This window comes from Parapedobacter indicus, from assembly GCF_900113765.1.
GTDB classification, from domain to species: Bacteria; Bacteroidota; Bacteroidia; order Sphingobacteriales; family Sphingobacteriaceae; genus Parapedobacter; species Parapedobacter indicus.
This window is the reverse complement of sequence record NZ_FOQO01000012.1, coordinates 71,324-97,433: the sequence shown is the minus strand read 5'-3', so window position 1 is coordinate 97,433 and position 26,110 is coordinate 71,324. Positions and strand designations below refer to the sequence as shown.

The following is a 26,110-nucleotide window of genomic DNA, read 5'->3' as shown; positions in this document are numbered from 1 at the left end:
TCACCCGATTCTGAAGTATCGGTGTAGTACCTGTGACCGGAGGGGAATTTCCCTTCAGCATTATAAACGATACTAATTCAAATGAACAACATCAAAAGAACCGTGATCAGGAAGCGAATGCTTTTGCTGACAATGTCGTGGATATTCTTCGCGACGACGACCCAGGCTGAAATCGAAAACCAGGACATCACTGACCGGATGGTCACCATGAAGGCAGAGAATGTATCGCTGGCCGATGCCTTCGGTATGATCAGAAAAGAAACCGGTTTGACTGTTTTCTACGGTAACCAGCTGCTCGATGACCGCGAGCGGGTCAGCTTTGACTTTAAGCGTAAAAAACTCAACGAAGTGCTGGACTACCTGCTCGAAGACAAAGGAATTCTCTATGAGTTGCGCAGAAACCGCGTCATTGTGCTGGAACGGGTGGCACGCAACAGACCTGGGGACCTACCCGTTAGTCCACGTCAGGAAAATCCGCCGAGTCGCTCCGTTCAACCCTACTACATCACGGGGATCGTGAGCGACCTAAACGGCCCTGTTGCCGATGTAACCGTTCAGGTAAAAGGAACCTCGCGGGTAACCTCGACGGGAGCATCCGGACAATACCGCATTCAGGCAACCACAGGCGAGGTGCTGGTATTCCGAAGACTGGGGTATCTGGAGCAAGTGATCACCGTGACCGAAGGCAAGACACTTGACGTCACCCTTACGGAGAGCATACAAGACATCGATGAGGTGATCGTGGTTGGATACGGAACCGTGAAGAAAAAAGACCTTACCGGTGCGGTGGCCCAGGTGAAAGCACAAGAAGTCAATGCCTTTCCAAATGCCAATGCGCTACAGGCACTAGCGGGCCGGGCGCCCGGTGTGCACATCCGGCAAAGCTCCGGCGCCCCCGGTCCGAGCCTGTCGGTCCGGGTGCGGGGCGGCAATTCGATCCAGGGAAGTAACGAACCGCTGTATGTGATTGACGGCTTTCCGATTGCGGGATCAAACCCCTCCGTGGTCAATACCGCCGATATCGAAAGTATCGAGATCCTGAAGGATGCATCGGCCACCGCCATCTACGGCTCGCGTGGTGCCAATGGGGTAGTGATCATCACGACCAAAAAGGGAAAGGCCGGCCGCACGAATGTATCGTTTGAAACCAGCTACAGTACCCAGCAGTTGATCCGCAAGATCGACCTAATGAATGCCCAGGAATATGCACATTTCTATAACCAGCAGGCAGTGAACGATAAGGTGGCTCCGTATTTCACGGACGATCAGATCGCAGCGTTTGGTAGCGGGTTTGACTGGCAGGATTTCGTATTTCAACGTGCACCGATGGCCACAGCAGCACTTGGTGTAAGCGGGGGGAATGAAAAGACACAGTTTTCCATCGGTGGAAGCTTCTTTGGGCAGGACGGTATCATCAAAGGGAGTAACTACGACCGCTATTCGCTGCAGAGCAGCGTTAACCACCAAATAAATGACAAATTCTCCGCGGAACTGAACATGGTCCTCTCCCGCCTGACAACCGAACGGCGGGACAGCGGCGGTGGAAGCCGCGGTAATTCCATGATCGCAGCGGCCATTTCTGCCCCACCGATCCTCACCCCCTACAACGAAGACGGTTCCTACCGTATTCTTCACACCGCATATCCGTTCTTGGCCACCGACCTGCGTAACCCGATCAACTGGATCAACGAAAGCTCCGCCCAAACCAAGGCCAACGTAGCGCTGATCAACGCCGCAATCTCCTACCGGATCACGCCGGAGCTTATATTGAAGGTAGCGGGAGGACTGGAAAACCGGGACGACCGTTCGGACAACTACACAACCACCTTGTTTTTCGACAGCCCGGGAATCGCTAATATATCTACCACCCAGCAGGCCAGCTTATTGAATGAAAATACGCTGAACTATACCAAAACCTTCGATAAACACACCCTTGCCGCAGTGGCAGGCGTTACCTACCAGAATTTCATCAACACATCAGTCAACGCCGGGGGAACGGATTTTCTCTCCGATATTTATGAAACCTACAACCTTGGGGCGGCAGGCACACCGGGCGTACCGGGTTCGAATTACGTAAAATCGGCACTGGTGTCTTTCCTCGGACGTGCCAACTACAGTTACGACGATCGTTACCTTGCTACAGTGAGTTTCCGCCGCGACGGATCGTCCCGTTACTCACCAGGAAGCAAGTGGGGGAATTTCCCCTCGGCTGCACTGGCGTGGCGCATCTCAAACGAGGACTTCATGGCCGGTATATCGACGATCTCTGACCTGAAACTACGGGCGAGCTGGGGGCTCACCGGCAGCCAGGCCATCGGCCCCTACACCACATTAAACTTGCTGTCCGCGGGTAAAACCATCTTCAACAATGAATATTTCAACACCGTCGGCCCGTCTACCCGGCTGCCAAACGACCTGACCTGGGAAACCACGGAACAGCTGGATATCGGTGTGGACGTAGGCCTCCTGAGTAACCGCATCCTGCTGACGGCCGATTATTACCTGAAGAATACGCGTGACCTGCTGAGCGACGTGCGCCTGCCGGCATCCATGGGCTACACCACGGCCATCCGCAATGTGGGGAAAGTACAAAACAAAGGGTTCGAGTTCGGCATCGAAGCACGGCCTTTTACGGACAACTTTTCCTGGGATATTAACGCCAACATCGCGTTCAACCGGAATAAAGTCGTCAGCTTGTATAACCAGGAGGATGTTTTACGTGACAACATTGGTATGATCATCGTCAGTGACGCCACGAGTATCCTGCGGGAAGGCCGACCGGTTGGCCAATTCTGGGGATACATCGAGGATGGCTATGATGAAAAAGGCGACATTATATACCGCGATATAAACGGGGATGGCAGCATCAGTTCGGGTGATAAGACCTATATAGGCAATGCAAACCCCGATTTCACCTATGGGTTCAACTCGGTCATGAACTACCGGAACGTTGAGTTTTCATTTTTTCTGCAAGGTATCTATGGAAATGATATTTTCAACGCCAGTTCCATCACCAATACAATGGACTATGGGTTTGGTCTGAACATGCCCAAAAGTGTTTACGAAAACCATTGGACAACCGATCGAACCGATGCCGACTATCCACGGATCAGCCGTTCAACGCCGGTAAAGGTTTCTACCCGCTTTATTGAAGATGGATCATACCTTCGGTTGAAGAACATCTCGCTTGGTTACAACTTACCGTTGACGGCACTGAATATCAATAAGGTTCAGCGCATTCAGGTATATGTAAGCGGCCAGAACCTGTTTACCCTGACCAACTACACCTGGTGGGATCCGGAAACGAACTTCCGGCTTGATCACAACAGCTATCCATCGGCAAAATCGGTTACGTTTGGTATCCGCGCCGGATTTTAAATAATTCTTAGATACAATCGCATGAAAACGCTGATAAACACTGTAGGTTTCCCAAAACCTTCCAACATACCTTTTACCGGAATGATAAAATTGGTCACCTCGCTTTGCATGGCCTTGCTTTTCGCTGCCTGTGAAAAGGCCCTTGAAGAAGCGCCCAAACAGATCTCGGAAGAAAATTTTTACAACACCGAAGCAGAAGTGGAAGCGGCGGTCAACGCCATTTACCCGCCGCTTCGGAAAGACCTGATGCCAAACTACATTGCCACGCTGGAGTGCCAGTCGGACTGGATGTACGGCCGCGGCAGCTGGACGCCTCTGAGCAATTACCAGGGGTTGGACGATGCAAATATTACACGGATACAGGGCTTTTGGAACGCCTTCTACCTCACCGTACGAAATGCAAACCTCGTCATCGCTAACGCCTCTGAGAAAGAAGCGTTTAGAGTTTACGTAGCTGAAGCCCGATTTCTGCGGGCATTTTCCTATTTCCAATTGGTAAGAAACTGGGGCGGGGTGCCCCTGCGTACGGAAGCGAACATGGCCGAGAAAGACCTGCCGCGCAGTACGGAAGACGAGGTCTATCAACTCATCCTGGCGGATCTGACTGCTGCCGCGAGTGAACTGCCTGAAACCGCATCGGCCAGTGGCAGAGCCACCAAGTGGGCCGCCAAGACGCTGCTTGCCGAAGTGTTTTTGCAGTTGAACCGGTATAGCGAAGCCGCCGAACAGGCCAATGAGGTGGCACAGGCCGGGTTCAGTTTGGTCAGCGTGAGCAGCAAAGAAGATTTTCAATACAACATCTTTGGCCCCGACATTATGGCAAGCAGTGAGGAGATTTTCGCGCTGAAGTATGCCCGCCTACCGGGACAGGGCAATTACATCCTGTGGATATCCAACCACCCCAGTACCAAACTGCTTACGGCCGATGGTACGGGTGCCTACGCCGTTCATGGCGATGCCACAAACCCGAACTACCTCGACTGGGATGACCGTGATATCAGGAAACAGCTTTGGGATCAGATTGATTTCGGGTTGGGTCCCAACACGTTGGTCAGTGCCAAGTACGCGGACCCGGGTGCGCTCGACCGAAATACCGCCGGAAACGACCTGCCCATCTACCGGCTATCCGATGCGCTGCTGATCTTCGCCGAGGCAAGTGCCCGGGCCGAAAACACCGTCAGCGCAGCGGCCATGGAAGCGCTGAACAAAGTGCACCGGCGGGCGTACGGATACGCTCCGAATATCCCGGCTGAGGTCGACTTTGATTCAGCAGATTATACGGTCGAAGCATTTATAGACCTTGTTACCCGTGAACGGGGTTATGAGTTTGTCTATGAGGGCAAACGGTGGTTCGAACTGAAACGGACCGGAAAGCTTGATGACCTCATCCTGCATGGCAAAAGGAAACCGGTGGTCCAGAAACATCTGCTATGGCCGATTCCGCTTTCTGAAACGAATTTTAACAACGCAATAGACCCGGCAATCGACCAGAACCCGGGCTACTGATACATCCAGAAACAAACAGATACGAAAACAAATGGACAAAATGAAACGGAGGGCAGCAATTGCCACGATGGGCGCATTCTCCTTGGGGCTAACTGCGCCCCGGCTACTCAACGGAGAAGTGATCCAGCGGCCCCAGCCGATTAAGAAAGAAACATTGCACACCGACATCCTGGTGATCGGCGGCGGTACCGCCGGGGTGGTTGCCGCTATACAGGCGGGCCGTGCAGGCAAGAAAACGATCCTGGTCGAAAACGGAAGCATGCTGGGCGGAACAACGACAACCGGCGGGGTGGCATTCCCCGGTCTTTTCTTTGCCTGGGGCAAACAGGTTATCGGCGGTATCGGGTGGGAATTGGTACAGGAAGCGGTGGCATTGAACGATGATCAACTGCCGGATTTTTCTGTCCCGCACGGTCGCCAGCACTGGAAACATCAAGTGCATTTGAATGGCCCGCTTTATGCCTTGGTCATTGAGGATAAATGTGTGGAAGCGGGGGTAGACATTCGCTTTTACGAGACGCCGGCGGAAATTGTAGAACATCCGAAGGGTGGGTGGAAGGTAACCACTGTTGGGAAAGGTACACAGACCGAGATCGTATGCAACCAATTGATCGACTGTACCGGAAACGCATTAGCCGTATCCCTAGCGGGATTCAACCGATTGCGCGGAGCGGAGATCCAACCCGGCACACTAATGTTCCGCATCGGTGGCTATTCGCTTGACCAGCTTGATATGCCACAGATCACCCGCGCGTTTAAAGAGGCGGTCGACCGCGGTATCCTCGTTAAGGGCGAGTTTCTCAATGTGGGGTCGTTGCTGCATAAAGCCGGCGACAACGTACAGCACATTGCAGCCGCCGATGCAACTACCTCTACATCGCATACCATTGCCAACCTAAAGGGGCGAGCGTCACTGCTGCGGACCGTAAAATTCCTGCGTACGCTGCCGGGGCTGGAACGCCTGAAAGTATTGGATATGCAGCATGAAACGGCTTCCCGTGAGACTTACCGCATCGACAGCACCTATCAGATTACCCACGAAGACTACGTGACGGGCCGGATTTTTGACGATGCGGTTTCCTATTCGTACTATCCGATAGACCTACACGACGAAAACGGTGTGGTACCGAAACACCTGAAAGAGGGTTTTGTAGCAACCATACCTTTGCGCGCGCTCATTCCCCAGGGAAGCCGCAACCTGATTGTTGCCGGCCGTTGTTTAGGCAGCGACCGGTTGGCCAACTCGGCCTTGCGCGTGCAGGCATCCTGCATGGGTATGGGGCAAGCAGCAGCGGCGGCAGCGGTGATTGCTCACAGCCAGGGCAAAACGCCGGCAGATGTGCCGATGGCAGACCTCAGGCAACTCCTAACTGGACACGGGGCGATCGTTCCGGCACAATACACATGAGGAGGTAAGTCATGATGAATCGTGTTCTTACGATGGGGATCGTGCTGGTCGTGTCGTTATGCGGGAACACCGTTGCGTGGAGTCAGCAACAAGTAGCACCGATCCGCTATTTCACAGAACCCACGCTGCCCCAGGATGTATACCTCATACACCCGATTCCTATTGACACGGGTGAAACCGCGGCACCGAAAGACACCTTGTTTCAACTGATGTCTTTGGAAGGAAAGCCTGTCTCGTATTATCGCAGCGTGGTTACGGAAGTGTGCTTTGATAACAGTTGCCGGTTGCTGCGCGTAAATCTATATTGGAATGTGACCGGAAGATACCTCGGTTTTGAATTGCCGCCCCACGAGTTTCTCAGTAAGGCGGAACATGAGCCGTTCACCCTGGACGAATACCTGCGGCTGCACGATATCTTAACCGACAGCCTGTCACCGATCGGCTCATTTACCTACGAAGAGCTGGTACCTATGCGTCCCGTCATCGGAGTATTGGATGGAATTACCGGTGCCACTTCCCAGAATGTGCTGCAATATGTAGTAAAAGGAGCGGTTTTTACCACCTATACAATCTGGAACCTGATATACGGCGACACGCAGCGAGAGGTGGTAAAGGCGACGGAGCAAGCCTTGGATGCGAATTATTTGCTTGCTATTCTGAACAGCGCCAGTGTATGGGATCGCCATTGGGCGTTGAATCGGCTCAGTCTCCTATCCGATACTCCCGGAGTCCTAAAAGACCGGGTGCTTGATCTAGTATGCAGTGAATCATACAACCTGGCGGCCCATGCCATCGAGGCAGTGCCGCAGGCGTGGTGTGCGGAGTCGGCGTTCCAGCAAGCACTATGGGCCGAATTTGACTGTGTTCAGTATGCATTGAAGCCAGCGCTACTCAGGAAAATCGGCGCGTGCGACCATCCCGATGATACGGTTCTACTGGATATTGCACGCCACTTGCCGCCCATGAATGGCCCCGTATTGACTGCGGGGTTGGAAAGCCTGCGTAAGTACCTTCCGGAAAACCAGGCCCTGCTTTTGCGGGTAGCTGCTTTGCTGGACCATGAGAACCGATTCGTGGCAAACCAGGTAAAGAAATTTTTGGATGAGGTTACTGCCGATAATTTGGAATGACAAATGCGACACTGATCCGCGATAAAAGATTAAAAAATAATTGGAAAATAACCGTCCACTGCGTTACATTTGCTGACAGCAGGAATATCAGCGAAAGTAGCTCAGTTGGTAGAGCATCAGCTTCCCAAGCCGAGGGTCGCGAGTTCGAGCCTCGTCTTTCGCTCCATCAACGCCCGATGCGTACGGTCGCATCGGGCGTTGTTCAGTAACCGACCAGCCATCATTCCATCCGCAAAAACGCCAATACTTCCCCCTTGGGAAGTTCCCGTGATGCATAATGCAGGCTTAGGTCTTGATTAGCATGTTCCCTTTCCAATCGCGACAACTCCCCTACCGCGATTATCATGTTGGTGTTCGCTCCTTTACCATCGGCAAAATCCCATTTCTTAAGCGTGTTTCCACGTTCGTCTTTAATGGCAATACTCCGATCCGTGCCGACCCCATTTCCATGACAGTGCGTATAATTAATACGCAGTTGGTCATTTGCATTTGCCTTCTCCAATTGCAGTTTCCGCAAACTCAGGGGCTGATTCACGTACTGTTTCAGGATGAGCTTGTTGTTGAGATAGATTTCGTAACTGTCCAACCCCAAGTTAGCGGTAAAACCAAACACCGTAAAGCCGAGCGCAACAAGCATAAATAGCTGCATGAATGCTTGTTTGAATGTCTTGTGTTTCATGACTCTTTTTTTAACAATAGTAAGAGAAACCGAAAAGAAGCAGAAAAATAGTAGACCAACGCCTAAAAGAATAGACCAACATTAGCTGCCGGAAATCGCCCGCTCTAGTTGGGCTTTGTAGTTTCTACCGATGGGTATCTGGTGCTCGCCAATGACGATCCGGTTTTTTGCGATGCGTATAATTTTTTCGCTGGCAACAATAAAGGACTTATGGACACGGATAAACTGGGGTGCAGGAAAAAGTTGTTGCATGGACTTCACGGAGCCTTTGACAACGATTTTGCCTGTCCCGGCATGGATGATGGCATAATCCTTCAGTCCCTGGATATAGGTGACATCGGCCAAAAACAGCTTAATTTTCTGCACGCCACTTTTTACAAAAATAAATTCCGGTTCACCCGTGCTGATTTCAACGTCGGTCTGCTCGCCTTTCAGTGAAAGGAAATCGTTGATTTTTTCGAGTGCAACCCTAAAGCGGGGAAAGGATATCGGCTTCAACAGGAAATCGATAACCCCCAGTTCAAATCCTTCAAACGCATAATCCCGGAAAGCCGTTGTAAACACCGTAATTGGGGGGTTGGGTAGCATCCGCAGCAGGTCGATCCCATTCATTTCAGGCATTTCAATATCCAGAAACAGCGCATCGACCGTGTTTTCCATCAAAAATATCCGGGCATCAAACGCATTGCCGAAGCTCTCCAACAGGTTGACATGGGGCAGCTTTGCAATATAACCTGCCAGCACTTCCCTGGCGAGCGGTTCATCATCCACAACAACACAGTTTAGCATAGCAAATCTATTTTCAAAAACACTTCGTATCGATCGGGCTGCTCGGTGATCTGGAGCAGGTAGTTAGCTGGATACAGGAGTTCCAGCCTTTTCCTGAGGTTCAGCAGGCCGATCCCTCCGTTTTTTTCCTTTTCCTCGAACGGGGGCTTGCTGTTCGCTATCCGTACTTCAAGCGTCTGGTTGATTTGGATATCGATATACAAGTACGCATCAAAAGCGGCCTTGCCGATCCCGTGCTTAAACGCATTTTCCACAAGGGGCAGTATCAAAAACGGCGGTATCCGGCAACGGTCTGCCGTGCCGGTGACCGTCATTCGGATATCTGCCTGATTGCTCTGCCTGATTTTCTCCAACTCCAGGTAGTTGCTCAGGTAATTGATCTCCCGCGCTAAGGGTACATACGGCTCGTCACTTTCATACAGCATATACTCCATCAACTCCGCTAGTTTTAATACGACATCCGGAGCCTCCTCGGATTTTTTCAAGGTCAGTGCATAAAGGTTATTCAGCGCATTGAACAGAAAATGCGGGTTGACCTGTGAACGGAGGTAATTGACCTCCGCCTGCAATTTGCCTACCTGCGCCTCTTGCAACATTTCTCGTTGCACATACCAGTCGATGCTGAATTTTAAGGCAACGGTCAACAGCAGGTAAAGCGAAGTATGTGTGAAATTATAAATGAGCGAAGCAGAAAGATGTACATTTCGGTTCGGTCCCAATACATAACCGAACAGGTAATAGTCATACAGACTTTGTACCACAAGATATCCGATGATCAGCACAAACACCAGCCCGAAATAACTGCCGTATCTGCCACGCAAAAGGTAACGCGGAATCAGCCAATGGATATTGAGCCATGCCAAGCCGATCAACAGGGTAACCCTGACCGCGGAACAAATAAAAAAATTCGGCAGACCAGCTTTTTCGATCAGATAGGTCCGGTCATATAAAAAAATCAAGGTAACCAATCCCCAATAGGCTACGTAGATCCATGGACGCCTTGCCGTTAAACCATTCCTTGTTTCCAAGCTGACCATATCCTGCATACTACAAATTAATACAATGATGGGAAGGAACGCGAAATTAGTAGAGCAACTGCTGAAAAAGTAGATGAAACTACGAATATAATTTGAACATTAAACGCAAAGCTAAAGAACATTCAAAATTCCCCTGATAATATTAGGGTTTTTCTAGGGGTTTTATAGGGGATTTTTAGGTGTTTTCTACGTATATTCCCCTAGTAAATATGTAGTTAATATGCGTTAAATAATTTATGAATTTTAGTTTAATCTAGGAAATTCCTACATTCGTTTTATATCTAATCATATTCACCTATGGCAACATTCAAAGACGGCGCAAACGGAAGCTTTAGTGGAAAAATTGGCAACGTAATCGGCTATCAATGGCGGGGCATCAACGTGATGCGTGCACTTCCCCGGAAATCCAAGAAGCCCCGCAGCGAAGCACAATTGGCAAACGAGATGCGGATGAAGCTGGCAATGTCGTTTCTTTCACCCCTTACGGGGATCATCCGAGTTGGCTTTCAACAGGCGGCAGAGGGACTCCCGATGACGCCGTTCAACATCGCCTTATCCTATCATAAGAAAAATGCGATCGGCGGTGTCTATCCTGAATTGTTTTTTGATTACAGTAAAGCCAAGGTAAGTACAGGCCCCCTTGCTCCCGCCGAATCACTTGCCGCCGAATGGACCGACAAAGGACTTTCCATCTCCTGGCAAGCCACCCCGGAAGATAGAAAAGATCGACTGGTAAATGACCAAAATACAATTATTGTATTGATCCTTCCAGGTACTCTCGACAAATGGGATCTTTGCACTGCGGGCATCACACGCGGCATGGGGCATTATCTTTTTCCTTTGCCGCCGGAAGTAATCGGAACCGAAGTCCATGCCTATGTGTATTTCAATACGTCATTGACCGAGGAGGTGTCTGACAGCCGGTACGTGCATGTAGCAGCCGATTAAAGTCCTTCTTCCACCAAATGTTCAACGTACTCGCGTACGGTAGCATTGGCAAAACGGCTGGTTACATCAAATGCAAAAGCGTGTACCAGGAGTATCCGTGCCTGCGCTTCGCTGATGCCCCGTGCCTGGAGATAAAAAAGGGCGTCGTTGTCAAACTGCCCGATGGTGCACCCGTGGCTGCATTTTACATCGTCAGCAAAAATCTCCAACTGGGGTTTGGTATACACGGCAGATTTCTCGCCGATGAGCATGTTATTGTTCTGCTGAAAGGCATTCGTTTTTTGCGCGTCGGTTCGCACAAATATCTTACCATTAAATACCGCTGTAGAGGTGTCCTGCGTGATATTCTTGTACCATTCGTAGCTCTCGCAATGGGGTTTCAGGTGATCTACAATCGTATGGTTGTCTACCAGCTGGTTGCCGGCCGTGAGTGTGATGCCATAAAGGTGGCTTTCCACTTCGCTGTCGCCCAGTCTTACGTTAATGTTATTGCGCACAAACGCGGGTCCGGGAAACGTACAATTGTAGTTATTATAAAGACTGTGTTTTTCCTGATAGATCTCCGTATGATTGAGGTAGCTGCTTTGGGAGGTTGCCGTCTGCAAGTAATAATGCTGCAACTTCGCCTGCTCACGGACCATAATTTCCGTTACCAAGTTATTCAGATTGCGTTCGGCAGCATCATCGGTGATAAAAGACTCCACAATCTCGGCCTCGGCAAACGCACTCATCACATACAGGTTGCGCACTTGGTTAAATACGGGTTGGCGTGCAGCAGATACGTGGATGATGTGGACGGGTTTCGACAGCTGCGTATTTTTACCTACCTCAATAAATAATCCGGAAGTAAACGCCGCTGTATTGAGTGCCACAAAGGGATTATCCGTTTTGTCTGCAAACTGCGCAAAATACTTGGCAAAGCACAGCCGTTCAAATGCCTGATCTATCGGCATGATTGATAAACCCGGTACGTCGGACACATCGTCGGACAGTCCGGCATGGTATTTACCATCTACCAACACAACCCGATATGCATCCAGCCTTGGGATTCCAGCGTTATTCAGGTCGATCGCCGCAAACGACGGCTCAACATCCAGTTCGTAATGCTGGTTAACCAGCGGCTGGACGTTGGTGTATTTCCAATCTTCGTGTTTGACCGTGGGAAACCCAACACGTTTGAAGCGTTCAAACGCCTGCTTACGGATTTCATCCAACGAGCGGGGTTCAGCCGAAGGCAGATTTTCCCCGTAGGTCTTAATCAATTGACTATATAATGAATCGCTTACTTGTGTAATCATGATCTTTATTTGGTGTTCAGGCCGCTCCTTCGGCATCCACCGTATCCTTAATCCAATCGTACCCTTTCTCTTCCAGCTCCAGTGCCAGCTCTTTGGTGCCGGAGCGAACAATGCGCCCCTTGTAGAGTACATGCACAAAATCCGGAACAATGTATTCCAGCAACCGCTGGTAATGGGTAATGACGATGAATGCATTATTTTGTGACCGCAGTTGGTTTACACCCCTTGCAACGATGCGCAGGGCGTCGATGTCCAATCCGGAATCGGTTTCATCCAGGATACCCAGTTTGGGCTCCAGCATGGCCAACTGAAAAATCTCATTGCGCTTTTTTTCGCCGCCGGAAAACCCCTCATTTAAGGAACGATTGGCTAACTTGGCGTCAAATTCAACGAGCTTTTGCTTTTCCTTGACGCGGTTCAAAAATTCCCGGGCTTCCAGTGGAGGAAGTCCCTTGTAGGCACGGATCTCATTGAGTGCGGTCTTCAGAAAATTGATGTTGGATACACCCGGTATTTCTACCGGGTATTGGAATGCGAGGAATACACCTTCACGTGCCCGGTCTTCGGGTGAAAGCTCCAACAAATCTTTACCCTCAAGCAGCACTTCGCCCCCGGTTACCTCATAGGCTTCCCTTCCAGCCAATACATTGCCTAATGTACTTTTGCCCGAACCATTGGGCCCCATAATGGCATGTACCTCCCCAGCCTTCACTTCGAGATTCAGCCCTTTTAATATCTCCTTATCGTCTACAGATGCGTGTAAATTCTTTATGCTTAACATTGTTCTTTCTTCACTCTATTTAATTGATTACCCCACACTTCCTTCGAGGGAAATGGCTAATAACTTCTGTGCTTCCACGGCAAACTCCATGGGCAGTTGGTTCAGCACCTCTTTCGCATAGCCATTCACGATTAACCCAACCGCCTTCTCGGGATCAATGCCCCGCTGGGTGAGGTAAAACAACTGATCTTCGCCGATTTTTGAGGTGGTCGCTTCGTGCTCCAGCGTGGCGGTTTTGTTGCGGTTTTCGATATAGGGAAACGTATGCGCTCCGCAACGGTCTCCGATGAGCAGTGAATCGCACTGCGTAAAATTACGCGAGTTTTCGGCACCCGGGCCTATTTTTACCAACCCGCGGTAGCTGTTGTGGCTCACGCCTGCAGAAATTCCCTTGGACACAATCTTACTGCGTGTATTTTTACCCAAGTGGATCATCTTCGTCCCCGTATCGGCCAATTGCTTGTTGCGGGTCAACGCCACGGAATAAAATTCACCCACCGAATGGTCTCCCTTTAAAATGACCCCGGGATATTTCCACGTAATCGCTGAGCCCGTTTCTACCTGTGTCCACGAAATTTTGCTGTTATCGCCCTTGCAGATGCCACGCTTGGTGACAAAGTTATAAATCCCGCCTTTGCCGTCTTTATCACCGGGGTACCAGTTCTGCACCGTGGAATATTTAATTTCGGCATCTTTTAGCGCGACCAGCTCGACAACAGCCGCATGTAACTGGTTTTCATCGCGCATCGGTGCCGTACACCCTTCCAGGTAGCTCACATAAGCCCCTTCATCGGCAATAATCAATGTCCGCTCAAACTGCCCCGTGTTTTCTGCATTGATGCGGAAATACGTGGAAAGCTCCATGGGGCAGTGCACCCCTTTGGGAATATACACAAAGGAACCATCCGAAAACACCGCGGAATTCAGCGCGGCGTAAATGTTATCGGTTTGTGGCACCACCGAACCCAGGTATTGCCTAACCAGCTCCGGGTGCTCCTGAACCGCCTCCCCAAAAGAGCTGAAGATGACGCCCTGCTCTTTCAGTTTTTCACGGAACGTGGTTTTGACAGATACGCTGTCAAATACCGCATCGACAGCAACCACCCCAGCCAATACCTTCTGTTCATTCAGCGGGATGCCCAATTTCTCAAACGTGGAAATCAACTCGGGGTCCACCTCATCCATGCTGTTAAGCTGAGGCTTTGCCTTGGGGGCTGCATAATAGGAAATATCCTGAAAATCCACATCGGGATGCTCAAAATTCTGCCAGGTGGGCATGTCCATCTGGAGGAAGTGGCGCAACGCTTTGAGCCGCCATTCCAACAACCACTCGGGCTCATTTTTTTTTGCGGAAATCAATCGAACCGTATCCTCGGTGAGCCCTTTGGGGGCTATGTCCATTTCAATGTCCGTCGTGAATCCGTATTTATATTCTTCGAGCGCAAGCTCTTTCAGTAATTCATCATCTTTTGTACTCATAACACCCTTTTTCTCGATGATTAACATTCAGGCAGGCAGACAACCGCCAACCCTTCGAACTGCAAAGTTACAATTTAAGTGGTAATAAACCTTATGAAAGGGAGGCTTTTACAAATCCGTGATAATGAATCGCATTTAGCGATAACCCAATAATCTGAAAAATAAATTGTATTATTGCCAAATCTAATTTGGTGATTTCAAATATGCCTTTCCAACCCGATAAGACAGATTTTAAAATTCTAAAGCTCTTGCAGGAAAACGGGCGGATTACGAACCTGCAGTTAGCTTCCAGCATCGGGCTTTCACCCGCCCCGACGTTGGAACGCGTGCGGAAACTTGAAAACTCAGGTTATATCAAGAGCTACCATGCTTTTGTCGACGAAGAAAAGCTGGGGTTGGGCATCAAATCGTTTATTCAGGTATCACTTGACTTCCATACCCACAATGCCATTCCCGAATTTGTGGAAGCGGTGAAAAACATCAAAGAAGTGACGGAGTGCCACCACGTAACCGGTCAATGCGATTTCATCCTGAAGGTTTATGTGAAAGACATCAAAGCCTACGAAGCGGTCATCATGGAAAAGATAAGCAAGATTCCGTATGTGAAGACATTTCAGACCATGATGATCATGTCTACCAGCAAAAAAGAGCCGATTGTTCCCATGGAATATTAAGACGGGATCATAAGCGGTTATACTTGCCAATCGATCGGTTCCAGTCCCTCCTTGATCAAGAACGCATTTGCCTTGGAAAAATGCTTACAGCCAAAGAAGCCGTTGTATGCTGAGAACGGTGAAGGGTGGGCAGCTGTGAGGATGTGGTGCTTACGGTAATCGATCAGCGCAGCTTTGTTTTTAGCATACCGACCCCATAGCAAAAAAACGATGCCGGTACGACGTGCGGATAACTCGGCGATGGCTTTATCCGTAAAGGCTTCCCAGCCTTTTCCTTGATGTGCGCCGGCGGTATGTGCCCGCACGGTTAGCGTCGCATTGAGCAACAGGACACCCCGGTTGGCCCACGCGGTCAGGTCACCGTGTGTTGGAATCCGGAATCCGGCTATGTCGGTGCTCAGTTCCTGATACATATTGCGCAGGGAGGGAGGAATTGCCACACCTTGGGGAACCGAAAACGATAAGCCGTGTGCCTGCCCCACATTGTGGTACGGGTCCTGCCCCAGGATAACCACTTTAACTTTATCAAAAGGTGTATGATCAAAAGCGTTAAAAATGAGGTTACTAGGAGGGAAAACCGTATGCTCTTTCTTTTCTTCCTGAAGAAATCCTTTAAGCTGCTGCATGTAGGGTTTGGCAAACTCAGGCGCTAAGACAGCTTTCCAACTGCTTTCTAACTGTATGCTCATTTCGCAAAAATACGGTTATTGGGTGAACCCGCCAATTTGTTTTATACCAGGGACTTCACTCGCCCACCGCAGGCAAGCACGACGGAACGGCAACGCTCACTGCGTTCATGCCACTGGATTCCTTTCGTGTATGCCCGCGGCGGTTAAGAGAAAGATACAGGGCTGCGCTGACTTTGGTAAAATTTAGCTAAATTTGCACGGTTATTGAGAACGAAAGAATTAAATAAAATCAACATGTCTAACATCGTCCGCATTATCATATCTTCCCTCATCTTAATCGGCACCATCGCCCTATTCGTAGTCGGGCAATGGGGATGGGGTATATTGGGTATCTTTATCACAATTTTGGCTTTCGTAACGGTGTTTTTCAATGAAAACATGTTGATTGCCCAGTTTTACCTGCGTAAAGAGAAGATGGACAAAGCGAATCAATGGTTGAATCGCATTACCCACTACGAAAAACAACTGATCCGCGCGCAGCATGGGTACTATCACCTGCTTTTGGGCCTCATGGAGTCGCAAAAATCACCCATGCAATCGGAAAAGTACTTTAAAAAGGCCCTGTCTTTAGGCCTTCACATGGGACACAATGTCGCTTTGGCGAAACTAAGCCTGGCAGGCATTGCCATGGCGAAACGCAACAAGCGGGAAGCCACCAAATACCTGCAGGAAGCCAAGCGGGCCGATAAAAATAAATTGCTAGCCGATCAGATCAAAATGATGAAGGATCAGATGGGGATGATGGACCGGCAACAAATCCGATATCGATAGGTTAGTCTTCCGATGTAGAAGAAGGGTCTGTTAGGTAGGCATCCAGAAAACGTCCCTCTTCCGCGCTGTCTTCAAACACAATTTTCACTACCTGGATTGCCGCCGCAGTGGTTGAAATCGCATCAGCGGTAATGGTTAGTTTTGCCGGCACCTGTGGCTGCAGCAGGTAATGCAGGTAATTCTGTTTGTCCTCAAAACGCATAAGCACCCGCCCCAATGCGATGGTTGAAAAATAATACGCATCCCGCGCATTGTCTACCAACTGTGTGCCGTAAACATTGATTTTCAGTTCACGTGGTTTGTCTTTCAGGCTGGTAAGGGCGAGCGTTACGGTAGCTGTGCGCGTGGCCGGGTCGATAACAAACTGTTCCGCTTTAAATTGAATGTTATCGACAACAATCGCACTCGAATCCTGCCCCACAATGTCAGCGGATTTATGCTGTGCTGATGCGACCAAAGAGAGAAGCATCAACATTCCTATCGTTACAAATTGCCTCATCGTAGTCGATCTGCCGACTTAATTAATTTTTCATCTTTCCGTATGTTCCCCAAAGCCATACATAGAAAAATGATACTAATGGGTAACAGAAAAAAACCCACCCCAATATTCCGGGCCGAAAGAAACTGTTTGGCAGCTGTCAACTCGGTACTTGCAGCCCCATATAACCACACACCAAACAATACGATAAGCACTACTTCCAATACGATCAACTGGATCTGCTGTTTACGGTTCCGGAACTTAAAAATGATATAGAGCGGAAATAGGCCCAATAGAACGGCAGCAACGGTTTGCAGGATAAAAAATTTCTCGCGTATCGCCTGTCCCTCAAGACCGTGGTATACTCCGGTTATCTTCAACGCCTTCCCCATCCCGCCAATGTCCGAATACTGTAGATAGGGGAAAAGGAATAAAGCAAACAGCGTGACTGAAGCCAAAAACAACCAAATACTCTGGATACGTTGAATCATGATTGCAATAAGATATGCGACAAACTTAGCCAAAGTTGGCTATAAAACAATGAGAAATATTTGTACTTTAGCAGTTATACCCGCTGTTAACTTGAATTTTATGATGCTAAAAATTCTAAAAATGTTCCTGTGGCTAGCCGTGAGCGTCACTTGGGCATGCGAATCACCTTCGGATACCGAAACTGATTACTTCCGGGACGTAACAGACACACACGTGCCTCAGGATCCCGAGGCTCATATCCTTGAAGTGGCTTTCGCCGACATAGATGGTGACGGCGACCCCGATGTCATTGCCGCACTTGAAGCCGATGAAAACAGGCTTTACCTCAACGATGGAAGCGGCAAGCTTACCTGGAAAAAAGGGATATTCAAGGCTGCAAAGCACGATACCGAGCACGTTCGTGTAACCGACTTCGACAACGACGGCTACTTGGACGCTGTGTTCGTAGCGGAAGACGATCAGACCCACGAATATTACCTGGGCAATGGGGATGGCACGTTCCGCGATGTGAGCGAGCGCCTTCTCGGAATGAGCGAAGGCAATGGGTTGGACGTGGGAGATGTTGATGGGGATGGGTTGCCTGACATCGTCGTGGGAAATTCCGGGGTGGAGGGGCAAAACTTCCTGTGGATCAACGATCCAGCTCATCCGGGGTTCTTTACGGACTGCACCTACGAAAGCTTGCCTCAGGTAAACGATGCCACCCAAGCAATTAAGCTGACCGACCTCAACGGGGATGGGCACTTGGATATGGTGGTAGGCAACGAAGTACCTCCTAACCGCTTGTTGATCAATAACGGGAAGGGCCTGTTTACCGATCATGCTGAACTGCTGGAATTGCCTGAACCGCTGGAAACCCGGGATGTACTCGTATTCGATGTGGACCGTGACGACGATCCCGATATTGTATTTGCCAATCTCACAAGCAACGGTGGTGCGTGGGACAAAAATCCGCAGGCGCGTGTGCTTATTAACGACGGCAAAATCCGCTTTAGGGATGAAACCGAAGACCGCATGCCGGCGCAGAAATTTTCCACCTATTCGGCGCGGGAGATCGATTTCGATCACGATGGGCACCTCGATTTACTGCTAAGCGCCATCGCAGTACCCGGATTTCACGAAGAACAGCTGCGTGCATATCGTAACAACGGAAAAGGGTACTTTACGGATGTGACCAAAGAAGTCGTCCCTCCATCTGCCATAGGCCGGAGTTGGAACATCACGGTTGGCGATCTCAACGGCGACGGTATCGTCGATGCATTTGTGGGCGGCTGGGGCTCGCAAGGACGTCTGCTCTTGGGAAAATAATGTATTTTTACGCTCATGATTGAACATCAATTGCTGCTCGTTCTTGCGCTCTTTTTTGCGATGGCGCTGCTGTATCTACTCAGTCAGCGGATCAATATATCTTATCCGATTTTTCTGGTCATCGGGGGGTTGGGAATCAGTTTTATTCCTGGCGTGCCCAATATTACGATCGATCCGGACCTCATCCTGCTTATCTTCTTACCTCCACTTTTATTTGAGGCGGCGTGGTATACTTCGTGGAACAACTTCTGGCGATGGAAGCGATCCATTCTCATGATGGGTTTTGGTCTGGTATTTTTCACGTCGCTGGCTATCGCTTACTTTTCGGTCAACATCATCCCCGGCTTCACATTGGCATTGGGTTTTTTGCTGGGCGGTATCATCTCGCCGCCGGATGCGGTGGCAGCCACTTCCGTTCTCAAAGGCGTAAGCATGCCCCGCAGAGGACTTACGATTCTTGAAGGCGAAAGCCTGATCAACGATGCTGCATCGCTGACCGTTTTCCGCTTTGCGTTAGCGGCTATTTTTACGGGTCAATTTGTCCTGCAGGAAGCGGTTACCAACTTCTTCGTCCTTGCGGTTATGGGTGTATTCGTAGGCTTGGTGGTTGGGCATCTGCTCTATCTGATTCTCCGCTATTGGGCTAAATCGTCCAGCATCACTACGCCGATCACACTGATTGCACCCTATATCATGTACATCGTGGCTGAAGAGCTGGAATGGTCGGGTGTTCTTGCCGTGGTAAGCGGCGGACTGTTTCTATCGTTCCGATCGAAAGACTACCTCAATTATCACACCCGTATGCAGACCAAGGAGGTTTGGGAAACCGTCGGATTTCTGCTCAATGGATTTGTTTTTATTCTCATCGGATTGGAACTGCCGGTCATCGTGGAAGGTTTGGGTGGCTACTCGCTGGAGGAAGCGATCCAATACGGCTTGTTGATATCGGCGATGGTGATCGCCATCCGGATTATACTTGTATATATCACCGCATTTGTCCCCCGCTGGCTCAGTCCGCGGGTAAGGGCAAGGGAACGGAGCCCGGGGCTGAAACTGCCCTTTATCATCGGTTGGGCGGGTATGCGCGGAGTCGTATCCCTGGCTGCTGCACTTGCTATCCCGTTGGCGCTGCAAAATGGAGATGCTTTTCCCCAGCGTAATCTCATTTTGTTTATTACGTTTGTGGTCATTCTGATCACCCTGGTTTTCCAAGGGCTTACCTTGCCCATTTTTCTCCGTTTCCTCAAAGTAGAAGAAATAGATGACATTGTTCCTATCGAAGAACAAATGGAATCCATCCGGCTGCGGCTGGCGAAAGGAGCCGTTGCCCACCTAGACAGCAAGTACCAAGAAGAAATGGCTGCATATGAGACAATAGCCCGGATCAAAGAGCAACTCGTCCGGAGTATTCAGGCGACCGAACTGGCGCTTAATGAAGATGGAAAGAAAGAAGAAATCACTTCCGTACGACGGTTGTTCAAGAAAATATCGCTTGAGCTGGTTGAATTAAGGCGTAGGGAATTGCACCGCATTGGCGAAGAAAAAAGGTATGACGACGAAGTTATCCGCGATTTGGAGTACAACCTTGACCTTGAGGAGGCACGGTTGAATAAACAATAATCGTGCGAAGGCGCTGAATTGCGGGTTTCGCGATTTTGCCGTTCTGCGACGTGATTGTAATTGCATAAAAAAGCAACTTTCTCTAAGTTTGCTTAAAGCAACGGTTGATGGCTTACGGAAAATTAAGTGACGACGAATTGTATAGTCTCTTTGGCCAAGGCGAAGATGGGGCATTTGATGTGCTCTATCAACGCTATTGGAAGCGTTTGCTTTACAAAGCCCTGTTGAAACTACAAGTCGAGGCCGACGCCGAAGAAGTGGTTCAGGATACGTTGCTAGCCATTTGGAAAAGTAAAGGCCAGCTTCCGATCAGAAATAGCTTTGCCGCCTACATTGGCGCCATGCTCCGCTATCAGATTATGGGCCGGCTGGCGGCCAACAAAAAGCATGCTTTCCTCCCTGTAGATGATTTGTCGGAACCGTCCGATCATTCGATGCAGCAATGGCTGGATTTTGCCGACTTGCAAACTGAAATAGAGACGGCAATACGTGAACTTCCGGAAAAATGTCAATTGGTATTCCGTATGAGCCGGGAAGATGGACTGAACGACCGGCAAATCGCAGAACATTTACACGTGAGCCAAAAGACGGTCGAAGCCCACATCACCAAAGCGTTAAAACGCCTCCGTATCAAACTTGGTAAATTATCTTTTCTGATTTTTTTATTTCATTGATCCACAGCAACTAACCTCCCTCCGCTGTTTTTTTTAACAGGTGTATTAGGGTAAGTCCCCTTTTTTGGACACTACATAAGTAGGTAAAGCGATCCAGATGAATAAACCCGATAAAGATCAATTGCATGAGCTGGCCGACAAGTGGATGAAAGGCACACTGACACCACAGGAAAAGGAACGGCTTGATCAATGGTACGACACCGATTCATCGGGCCCTCTAATGTGGTCGTCAGATGATTCGGAAGCTCAACTGTTCGAAAGATTATCCAAAACATTCAAAAAAAGAGCGCTTGGAAGGCAGCCATCCATACGTTCGCTTTGGCCAAGGTGGATCGCCGCTGCAATCGTCTTGATTGCCCTAGCCACGGGCGTATACTACTACACAAACGTATCCGAAGAAAAGCAACCCTCTCAGCAATTTGTGGATGTTCTTCCCGGTGGCAATAGTGCCTCACTGACCTTGGAAGATGGCCGTGTTGTTCCGTTGGACAAGAATAAACCCGGTATCACCATCGATAATGCCGGCTTTACTTACAGCGATGGCACTCCGCTTGCCGGTATCGGATCGGAATCTGCCCAGTCTGCAGAAGCATTTCCGATACAATCGGTCATACTTTCTACGCCACTCGCGGGACAATACCAGGTTACATTGTCCGATGGAAGTAAGGTATGGCTCAATGCAGGCAGTTCCCTGAGCTATCCAATCGGCTTTTACGACAGCGAACGGCGGGTGGAGCTTGCCGGAGAGGCCTACTTTGAAATTGCCAAAGACAGCGGCAAGCCCTTTTATATTGTATCTAACGGGCAGGAAGTCCAAGTCCTCGGCACCCGATTCAATATTGAAGCTTATCCGGAAGAATCTGGAATAAAGACAACGCTGGTAGACGGGAGCGTAAAAATTTCCCTGGCGCAGCCGGATGCATTGCCATCCGACCATTCGATCGTTCTTAAACCCGGCCAGCAAAGCACCGTAAGAAAGGGAAACATTACGGTAGACGAAGTAGACCCCGAATCAGCCATTGCGTGGAAAAATGGATTATTTGTCTTCAACGACAACCTGCACCATACCTTGGCTCAGATAAGCCGATGGTATGACGTAAAAATTGAATACCAGGATGTTGTGGATGAAAATCTTACACTGATCGGAAAAGTATCGAGGAACATGAAATTAAGTTCGCTGCTGCACTACATGGAAGAAGCCGCAGGAAACAACATCAAATTTACGCTAGCAGAAAGGAGGATTATCGTAAGAAAATAGCACATATCAGGAGCCGGACAAAAAAACGGCCTCCGGTAGCCCCCGGAAGCCGCAAAAAATACCGGGCTCACCTTTCCGAAATCATTCGGGCCAATATTAGCAATTGTGATAACTAATTAGCGCCTTCTGAATGCAAGGGACATAACCGCTTATGCATTCAGAGCATAAACCCAGACTATGCAAACTTAGTCATTTTCCATGGTATGTGGAGGATGCCCCAAGTTTATAGTCGAAATCGACTAATGAATGAAGAGACCAGAAAAGCGCTGGAATGCAGCGCAATTAAATTCGATTCTTATGCGGATCGCACTGACCAATTTCCTATTAGTTGCCCTATTCGTGTCTGGCTTTGCCAACCGATCAAGTGCACAACGCATTACGTTGGGAATAGCTAATGAAAAGCTTTTGGTTATATTCAACGAGATAAACAAGCAAACCGGGTACAATTTCCTGGTTGACCAACAGCTGCTGAAAGCGGCCAAACCTACCAGTTTAAACGTCAAGAATGCTTCACTGGACGATGTATTGACCCAATGCCTCTCGGGGCAGGGCCTTGCCTATACGATTAATGACGAAGATCGGATGGTTATCATCAAAAAAACACCACGTACCCATCCGGTGCAGCCCTCCAACGAGCTAACGATGCAAACTGCCCCCGCCCAACAAACCATTGCGGGCCGGGTGACCGATTCGCTGAACAACCCGTTGGAGGGCGTTACCGTGGCGGTATCCCCGGGCAATCGCACCACCAGTACGGACAGCGAAGGACGTTTCCAACTTTCGGCTCCGCCGGATGCCACACTCACTTTCAGCATGATCGGCTTCTTGTCGCAGGAAATATCCCTGAATGGAAGAAACAGCCTTCAAATTATCCTTCGTCCATCGGCAGAATCGCTTGAAGAAGTGGTTGTCGTTGGCTACGGCACCCAAAAACGGGTAACGATGGCTGGCGCGGTTTCGACAGTTGGCCAGGAGGTGGTGGAATCCCGGCCTGTTACCAATACATTGGCTGCACTTCAGGGTTCGGTGCAGGGTCTATTGGTACAGCGCACAGGCGGCCAGCCCGGACAGGAAGGCTTCAGTCTCAACGTGAGGGGATTTTCATCCACCAATGGCGGAAATGACCTCGCCGGCGGGGGTAATCAACCGCTCGTATTGATCGATGGCGTAGCGGGCGATCTGAACCTGCTGAACCCCCAGGACATCGAGTCCATATCGGTGCTGAAAGATGCATCCGCATCCATTTACGGTTCGAGAGGTTCCAACGGCGTCATTCTCGTAAGCACCAAGCACGGAAAATCCGGGAAGCCGGTTCTCAGCTACAGTGGCAACGTGGCCTTTTCCAGGTTGGCTGGAATCATGGAAACGCCCGATCACTACCAATTCGCGATTATGGATAACGAGGCCAACATCCATAATGGGTCTGCGCCCATGTACACGGACGAGCTGCTTCAAAAAATCATAGACCGCGACCCCAACCCCATCCCGCACCCCGCCCTATCCGGTTATATCCTTAACTTCCCCAGCACCGACTGGGGAGCTTTGGTGTTCGAAAACGGATTGCAGCAGGTACACAACGTCAGTGCATCCGGTGGCGCTGAACATTCACGCTATTACTTTTCAGGAAGCTTCAGTGATCAGGAAGGCATCATCCGGTATGCAGATGATAACAATAAGCGATACAACCTCCGCCTAAACTATGACTACAACATTTCCAAGCGCATTAAACTGGAAACCAAGCTATCGTTGGAAAATCAGACGCGATCGGACATAGGCGGCGTTGGCGCTAACTGGCTGATCACGGAGACTATTTTCGGGATGCCTTATTTTCCGGTATACACCCAAAGTGGTGAAAAATACTTTGCGCAGGGGGGATGGGGCAACGCGGTAGCCATTGCGCGGGAGGCAGAAACAGCTACCTATAAGACCCGGAACATCAACACCAACTTCAAGCTGACGGGAGACATCATCGATGGGCTTAAACTGAACCTCCAGGCGGGGGTTAACTACAGCCTACAGGACAACCGGAATATCGCCAAGTCGCACCCCCTTTATACGTGGGACGAAAGCGCCATTGCGTACTACTCCATTGCCAATCCGAACGAGGCTTGGCTTTGGCGGCAAAGTGCTGGAAACACCTACCGCAACTTCACCGGATATTTCCAATATACGAAAGAATTTGCCGGGAGCCACGAGATCGACGTCATGGCGGGTGCTTCTTACGAAGACAACGACTACGATGTGTTTGAAGCCACCCGGGATAACTTCCCTACCGACGAAGTGTGGTCGTTGAATCTCGGTGGAACCGGAAACATGCAAAATAACGGCTTTGGAGAGCATTGGGCCATTGGTTCGGCCTTTTCCCGGCTAAATTACATCTATAACGGCAAATACATACTCGAAGCCAACCTGCGATACGATGGGAGCTCCCGTTTCCAGCGTAGTACCCGATGGGGTTTTTTCCCGGGTGTGGCAGTGGCATGGCGCCTATCGGAAGAAAATTTCATCAAGCAGATCGGCTTTTTTGACGATTTGAAGTTGCGCCTTTCCTATGGAGAAACTGGTAATCAGGAGGGAATCGGTCTCTATGACTATCTCCAACTCATCAATATCGGCGACAGCGGTATGTATCCCTTTGGTGTCGGCCGTCGCGACCAGTCGGCCTCGTTGGCCGGGATGGTATCGCTGAACAGAACCTGGGAAACATTGGTGAGTCAGAATGCGGGTATCGATATGAGTTTGTTCTCGTCAAAGCTCCGTCTTACCTTCGATTATTTTGTGAAGCGCAACAAAAACATGTTGATTCCGGTAACCTACCCTTCGGTGCTTGGCGCCATCCCACCCTATTCCAATTCGGGAGAGTTGAAAACGTGGGGGTTTGAAACTTCGCTCGCGTATCAGGATGTGGTAGGTGCTTTCCGTTATTCGGCACGCTTCATTCTCAGCGATTACAAAGACCGGCTCGTCAATTACGGCGGACAAGACACTTACAACTTGGGATTGAACCCCATTCGTGAAGGCTATCCCATCAACACCTATTTTGCTTATGTGTTTGACGGACTTATCCGCACGCAGGAAGAACTGGACGCTTACAAGCAACTTGGTGGCGTACCGAGCGACATCGGCATCGGGGATTCCAAATACAAGGATTTAAACGGTGATGGACGGATCGATCCATATAGCAGCACACCCGGACAAGATGGGGACGTAATTAACGCCGGCAACACCACTCCCCGTTACATCTTTGGGGCAAATCTTGGCGGCGGTTATAAAAACTTCGATTTCAGCCTGTTTGTACAGGGTGTCGGTCGCCGTACGCTTTTCCGGGAGGGCGAGTATGCGATTCCGTGGAGTGATTGGTGGCGGCAACCACCGCTTTTCTATTATGGGCAGACCTGGTCGGCAGACCGCCCCGATGCGCCCTATCCCAAGCTCAGCCACGGAAATATTCGGTATTGGAACTACGAAAAGTCGACGCTCCAACGCGTGAATGCCGCCTATATCCGTATTAAAAATCTTCAGCTTGGATATACCCTTCCGCACAGCTTACTCGACAACCTGTCGCTATCAAAAGTTCGGCTTTATGTAAGCGGGGAGAACCTATGGGAAGCACACCATGTGAAGGGAGGATGGGATCCGGAGTCGTCGACAACGGGTTTCAACTACCCTTTCCAACGTGTCTATTCCTTTGGTATTGATGTCACATTTTAACC

Annotated in this window: 21 protein-coding genes and 1 tRNA gene; 13 read left to right on the top strand and 9 right to left on the bottom strand. The window is 49.8% G+C overall.

Going from position 1 to position 26,110, the window contains the following annotated elements; translation table 11 throughout:
• Nucleotides 1–81: 81 nt before the first annotated feature.
• From BMZ56_RS21480 to BMZ56_RS21460, 5 genes are all read left to right on the top strand, one after another.
• Nucleotides 82–3,378: a TonB-dependent receptor gene (locus BMZ56_RS21480; protein ID WP_245893340.1), complete on the top strand. Its 3,297-nt coding sequence runs from the start codon at nucleotides 82–84 to the stop codon at nucleotides 3,376–3,378.
• 81 nt (nucleotides 3,379–3,459) lie between these two features.
• Nucleotides 3,460–4,884 carry a RagB/SusD family nutrient uptake outer membrane protein gene (locus BMZ56_RS21475; protein ID WP_090630973.1) on the top strand — a complete coding sequence of 475 codons (1,425 nt, stop codon included), beginning with the start codon at nucleotides 3,460–3,462 and terminating at the stop codon, nucleotides 4,882–4,884.
• Between the two features lie 40 nt (nucleotides 4,885–4,924).
• Nucleotides 4,925–6,292 (top strand): FAD-dependent oxidoreductase, encoded by a 1,368-nt coding sequence (locus BMZ56_RS21470; protein ID WP_177195249.1) that lies wholly within the window; start codon nucleotides 4,925–4,927, stop codon nucleotides 6,290–6,292.
• An 11-nt stretch (nucleotides 6,293–6,303) separates the two neighbouring features.
• The gene (locus BMZ56_RS21465; protein ID WP_143072987.1) at nucleotides 6,304–7,422 is read left to right on the top strand and encodes a hypothetical protein; all 1,119 of its coding nucleotides are present in this window, start codon (nucleotides 6,304–6,306) and stop codon (nucleotides 7,420–7,422) included.
• 90 nt (nucleotides 7,423–7,512) lie between these two features.
• Nucleotides 7,513–7,588 (top strand) — tRNA-Gly (locus tag BMZ56_RS21460).
• A gap of 54 nt (nucleotides 7,589–7,642) precedes the next feature.
• Here BMZ56_RS21460 and BMZ56_RS21455 read toward each other — a convergent pair.
• The 3 genes from BMZ56_RS21455 to BMZ56_RS21445 all read right to left on the bottom strand — a co-directional run bounded on the left by BMZ56_RS21455 (nucleotide 7,643) and on the right by BMZ56_RS21445 (nucleotide 9,936).
• On the bottom strand, nucleotides 7,643–8,101 hold the full coding sequence (locus BMZ56_RS21455) for a hypothetical protein (RefSeq protein ID WP_090630651.1): 459 nt from the start codon (nucleotides 8,099–8,101) through the stop codon (nucleotides 7,643–7,645).
• An 81-nt stretch (nucleotides 8,102–8,182) separates the two neighbouring features.
• Nucleotides 8,183–8,890 carry a LytR/AlgR family response regulator transcription factor gene (locus BMZ56_RS21450; RefSeq protein ID WP_090630648.1) on the bottom strand — a complete coding sequence of 236 codons (708 nt, stop codon included), beginning with the start codon at nucleotides 8,888–8,890 and terminating at the stop codon, nucleotides 8,183–8,185.
• Nucleotides 8,884–9,936: a sensor histidine kinase gene (locus BMZ56_RS21445; RefSeq protein ID WP_218146637.1), complete on the bottom strand. Its 1,053-nt coding sequence runs from the start codon at nucleotides 9,934–9,936 to the stop codon at nucleotides 8,884–8,886. The genes BMZ56_RS21450 and BMZ56_RS21445 overlap by 7 nt, the downstream gene beginning before the upstream one ends.
• A gap of 288 nt (nucleotides 9,937–10,224) precedes the next feature.
• Between BMZ56_RS21445 and BMZ56_RS21440 the strand changes: the two genes are divergently transcribed.
• Nucleotides 10,225–10,875 (top strand): DUF6266 family protein, encoded by a 651-nt coding sequence (locus BMZ56_RS21440; protein WP_090630644.1) that lies wholly within the window; start codon nucleotides 10,225–10,227, stop codon nucleotides 10,873–10,875.
• Here BMZ56_RS21440 and sufD read toward each other — a convergent pair.
• The 3 genes from sufD to sufB are packed head-to-tail and all read right to left on the bottom strand — an operon-like array spanning nucleotide 10,872 to nucleotide 14,433.
• Nucleotides 10,872–12,173 (bottom strand): Fe-S cluster assembly protein SufD, encoded by a 1,302-nt coding sequence (gene sufD, locus BMZ56_RS21435; RefSeq protein ID WP_090630968.1) that lies wholly within the window; start codon nucleotides 12,171–12,173, stop codon nucleotides 10,872–10,874. The genes BMZ56_RS21440 and sufD overlap by 4 nt on opposite strands.
• Before the next feature lie 16 nt (nucleotides 12,174–12,189).
• A complete protein-coding gene (sufC, locus tag BMZ56_RS21430; RefSeq protein ID WP_090630641.1) occupies nucleotides 12,190–12,954 on the bottom strand; it encodes a Fe-S cluster assembly ATPase SufC in 765 nt (254 codons plus the stop codon).
• 27 nt (nucleotides 12,955–12,981) lie between these two features.
• Nucleotides 12,982–14,433, bottom strand: coding sequence for a Fe-S cluster assembly protein SufB (gene sufB / locus BMZ56_RS21425; protein ID WP_177195248.1), 1,452 nt, complete (start codon nucleotides 14,431–14,433; stop codon nucleotides 12,982–12,984).
• A gap of 203 nt (nucleotides 14,434–14,636) precedes the next feature.
• Between sufB and BMZ56_RS21420 the strand changes: the two genes are divergently transcribed.
• Entirely contained in the window at nucleotides 14,637–15,107 is a 471-nt protein-coding gene (locus BMZ56_RS21420) for an Lrp/AsnC family transcriptional regulator (protein WP_090630636.1), read from the top strand.
• Between the two features lie 17 nt (nucleotides 15,108–15,124).
• On the opposite strand, the gene ung is transcribed toward BMZ56_RS21420, so the two are convergent.
• On the bottom strand, nucleotides 15,125–15,796 hold the full coding sequence (gene ung / locus BMZ56_RS21415) for a uracil-DNA glycosylase (RefSeq protein ID WP_090630633.1): 672 nt from the start codon (nucleotides 15,794–15,796) through the stop codon (nucleotides 15,125–15,127).
• A 234-nt stretch (nucleotides 15,797–16,030) separates the two neighbouring features.
• On the opposite strand from ung, the gene BMZ56_RS21410 reads away from it, so the two are divergent.
• Nucleotides 16,031–16,567 (top strand): tetratricopeptide repeat protein, encoded by a 537-nt coding sequence (locus BMZ56_RS21410; protein WP_090630965.1) that lies wholly within the window; start codon nucleotides 16,031–16,033, stop codon nucleotides 16,565–16,567.
• Nucleotide 16,568: 1 nt separating this feature from the next.
• On the opposite strand, the gene BMZ56_RS21405 is transcribed toward BMZ56_RS21410, so the two are convergent.
• Nucleotides 16,569–17,066, bottom strand: coding sequence for a hypothetical protein (locus BMZ56_RS21405; RefSeq protein WP_143072986.1), 498 nt, complete (start codon nucleotides 17,064–17,066; stop codon nucleotides 16,569–16,571).
• On the bottom strand, nucleotides 17,063–17,536 hold the full coding sequence (locus tag BMZ56_RS21400) for a DUF4293 domain-containing protein (RefSeq protein ID WP_090630626.1): 474 nt from the start codon (nucleotides 17,534–17,536) through the stop codon (nucleotides 17,063–17,065). The genes BMZ56_RS21405 and BMZ56_RS21400 overlap by 4 nt, the downstream gene beginning before the upstream one ends.
• A 100-nt stretch (nucleotides 17,537–17,636) precedes the next feature.
• On the opposite strand from BMZ56_RS21400, the gene BMZ56_RS21395 reads away from it, so the two are divergent.
• From BMZ56_RS21395 to BMZ56_RS21375, 5 genes are all read left to right on the top strand, one after another.
• Nucleotides 17,637–18,845, top strand: a complete 1,209-nt coding sequence (locus BMZ56_RS21395) for an FG-GAP repeat domain-containing protein (protein ID WP_177195247.1) — start codon at nucleotides 17,637–17,639, stop codon at nucleotides 18,843–18,845.
• Between the two features lie 15 nt (nucleotides 18,846–18,860).
• Complete coding sequence (locus BMZ56_RS21390; protein WP_090630621.1) at nucleotides 18,861–20,465, top strand: Na+/H+ antiporter; 1,605 nt, start codon at nucleotides 18,861–18,863, stop codon at nucleotides 20,463–20,465.
• A gap of 107 nt (nucleotides 20,466–20,572) precedes the next feature.
• Nucleotides 20,573–21,139, top strand: coding sequence for a sigma-70 family RNA polymerase sigma factor (locus BMZ56_RS21385; RefSeq protein ID WP_090630618.1), 567 nt, complete (start codon nucleotides 20,573–20,575; stop codon nucleotides 21,137–21,139).
• A gap of 97 nt (nucleotides 21,140–21,236) precedes the next feature.
• Complete coding sequence (locus BMZ56_RS21380) at nucleotides 21,237–22,397, top strand: FecR family protein (protein ID WP_090630614.1); 1,161 nt, start codon at nucleotides 21,237–21,239, stop codon at nucleotides 22,395–22,397.
• A 246-nt stretch (nucleotides 22,398–22,643) separates the two neighbouring features.
• A complete protein-coding gene (locus BMZ56_RS21375; RefSeq protein ID WP_090630612.1) occupies nucleotides 22,644–26,108 on the top strand; it encodes a TonB-dependent receptor in 3,465 nt (1,154 codons plus the stop codon).
• Nucleotides 26,109–26,110 lie beyond the last annotated feature (2 nt).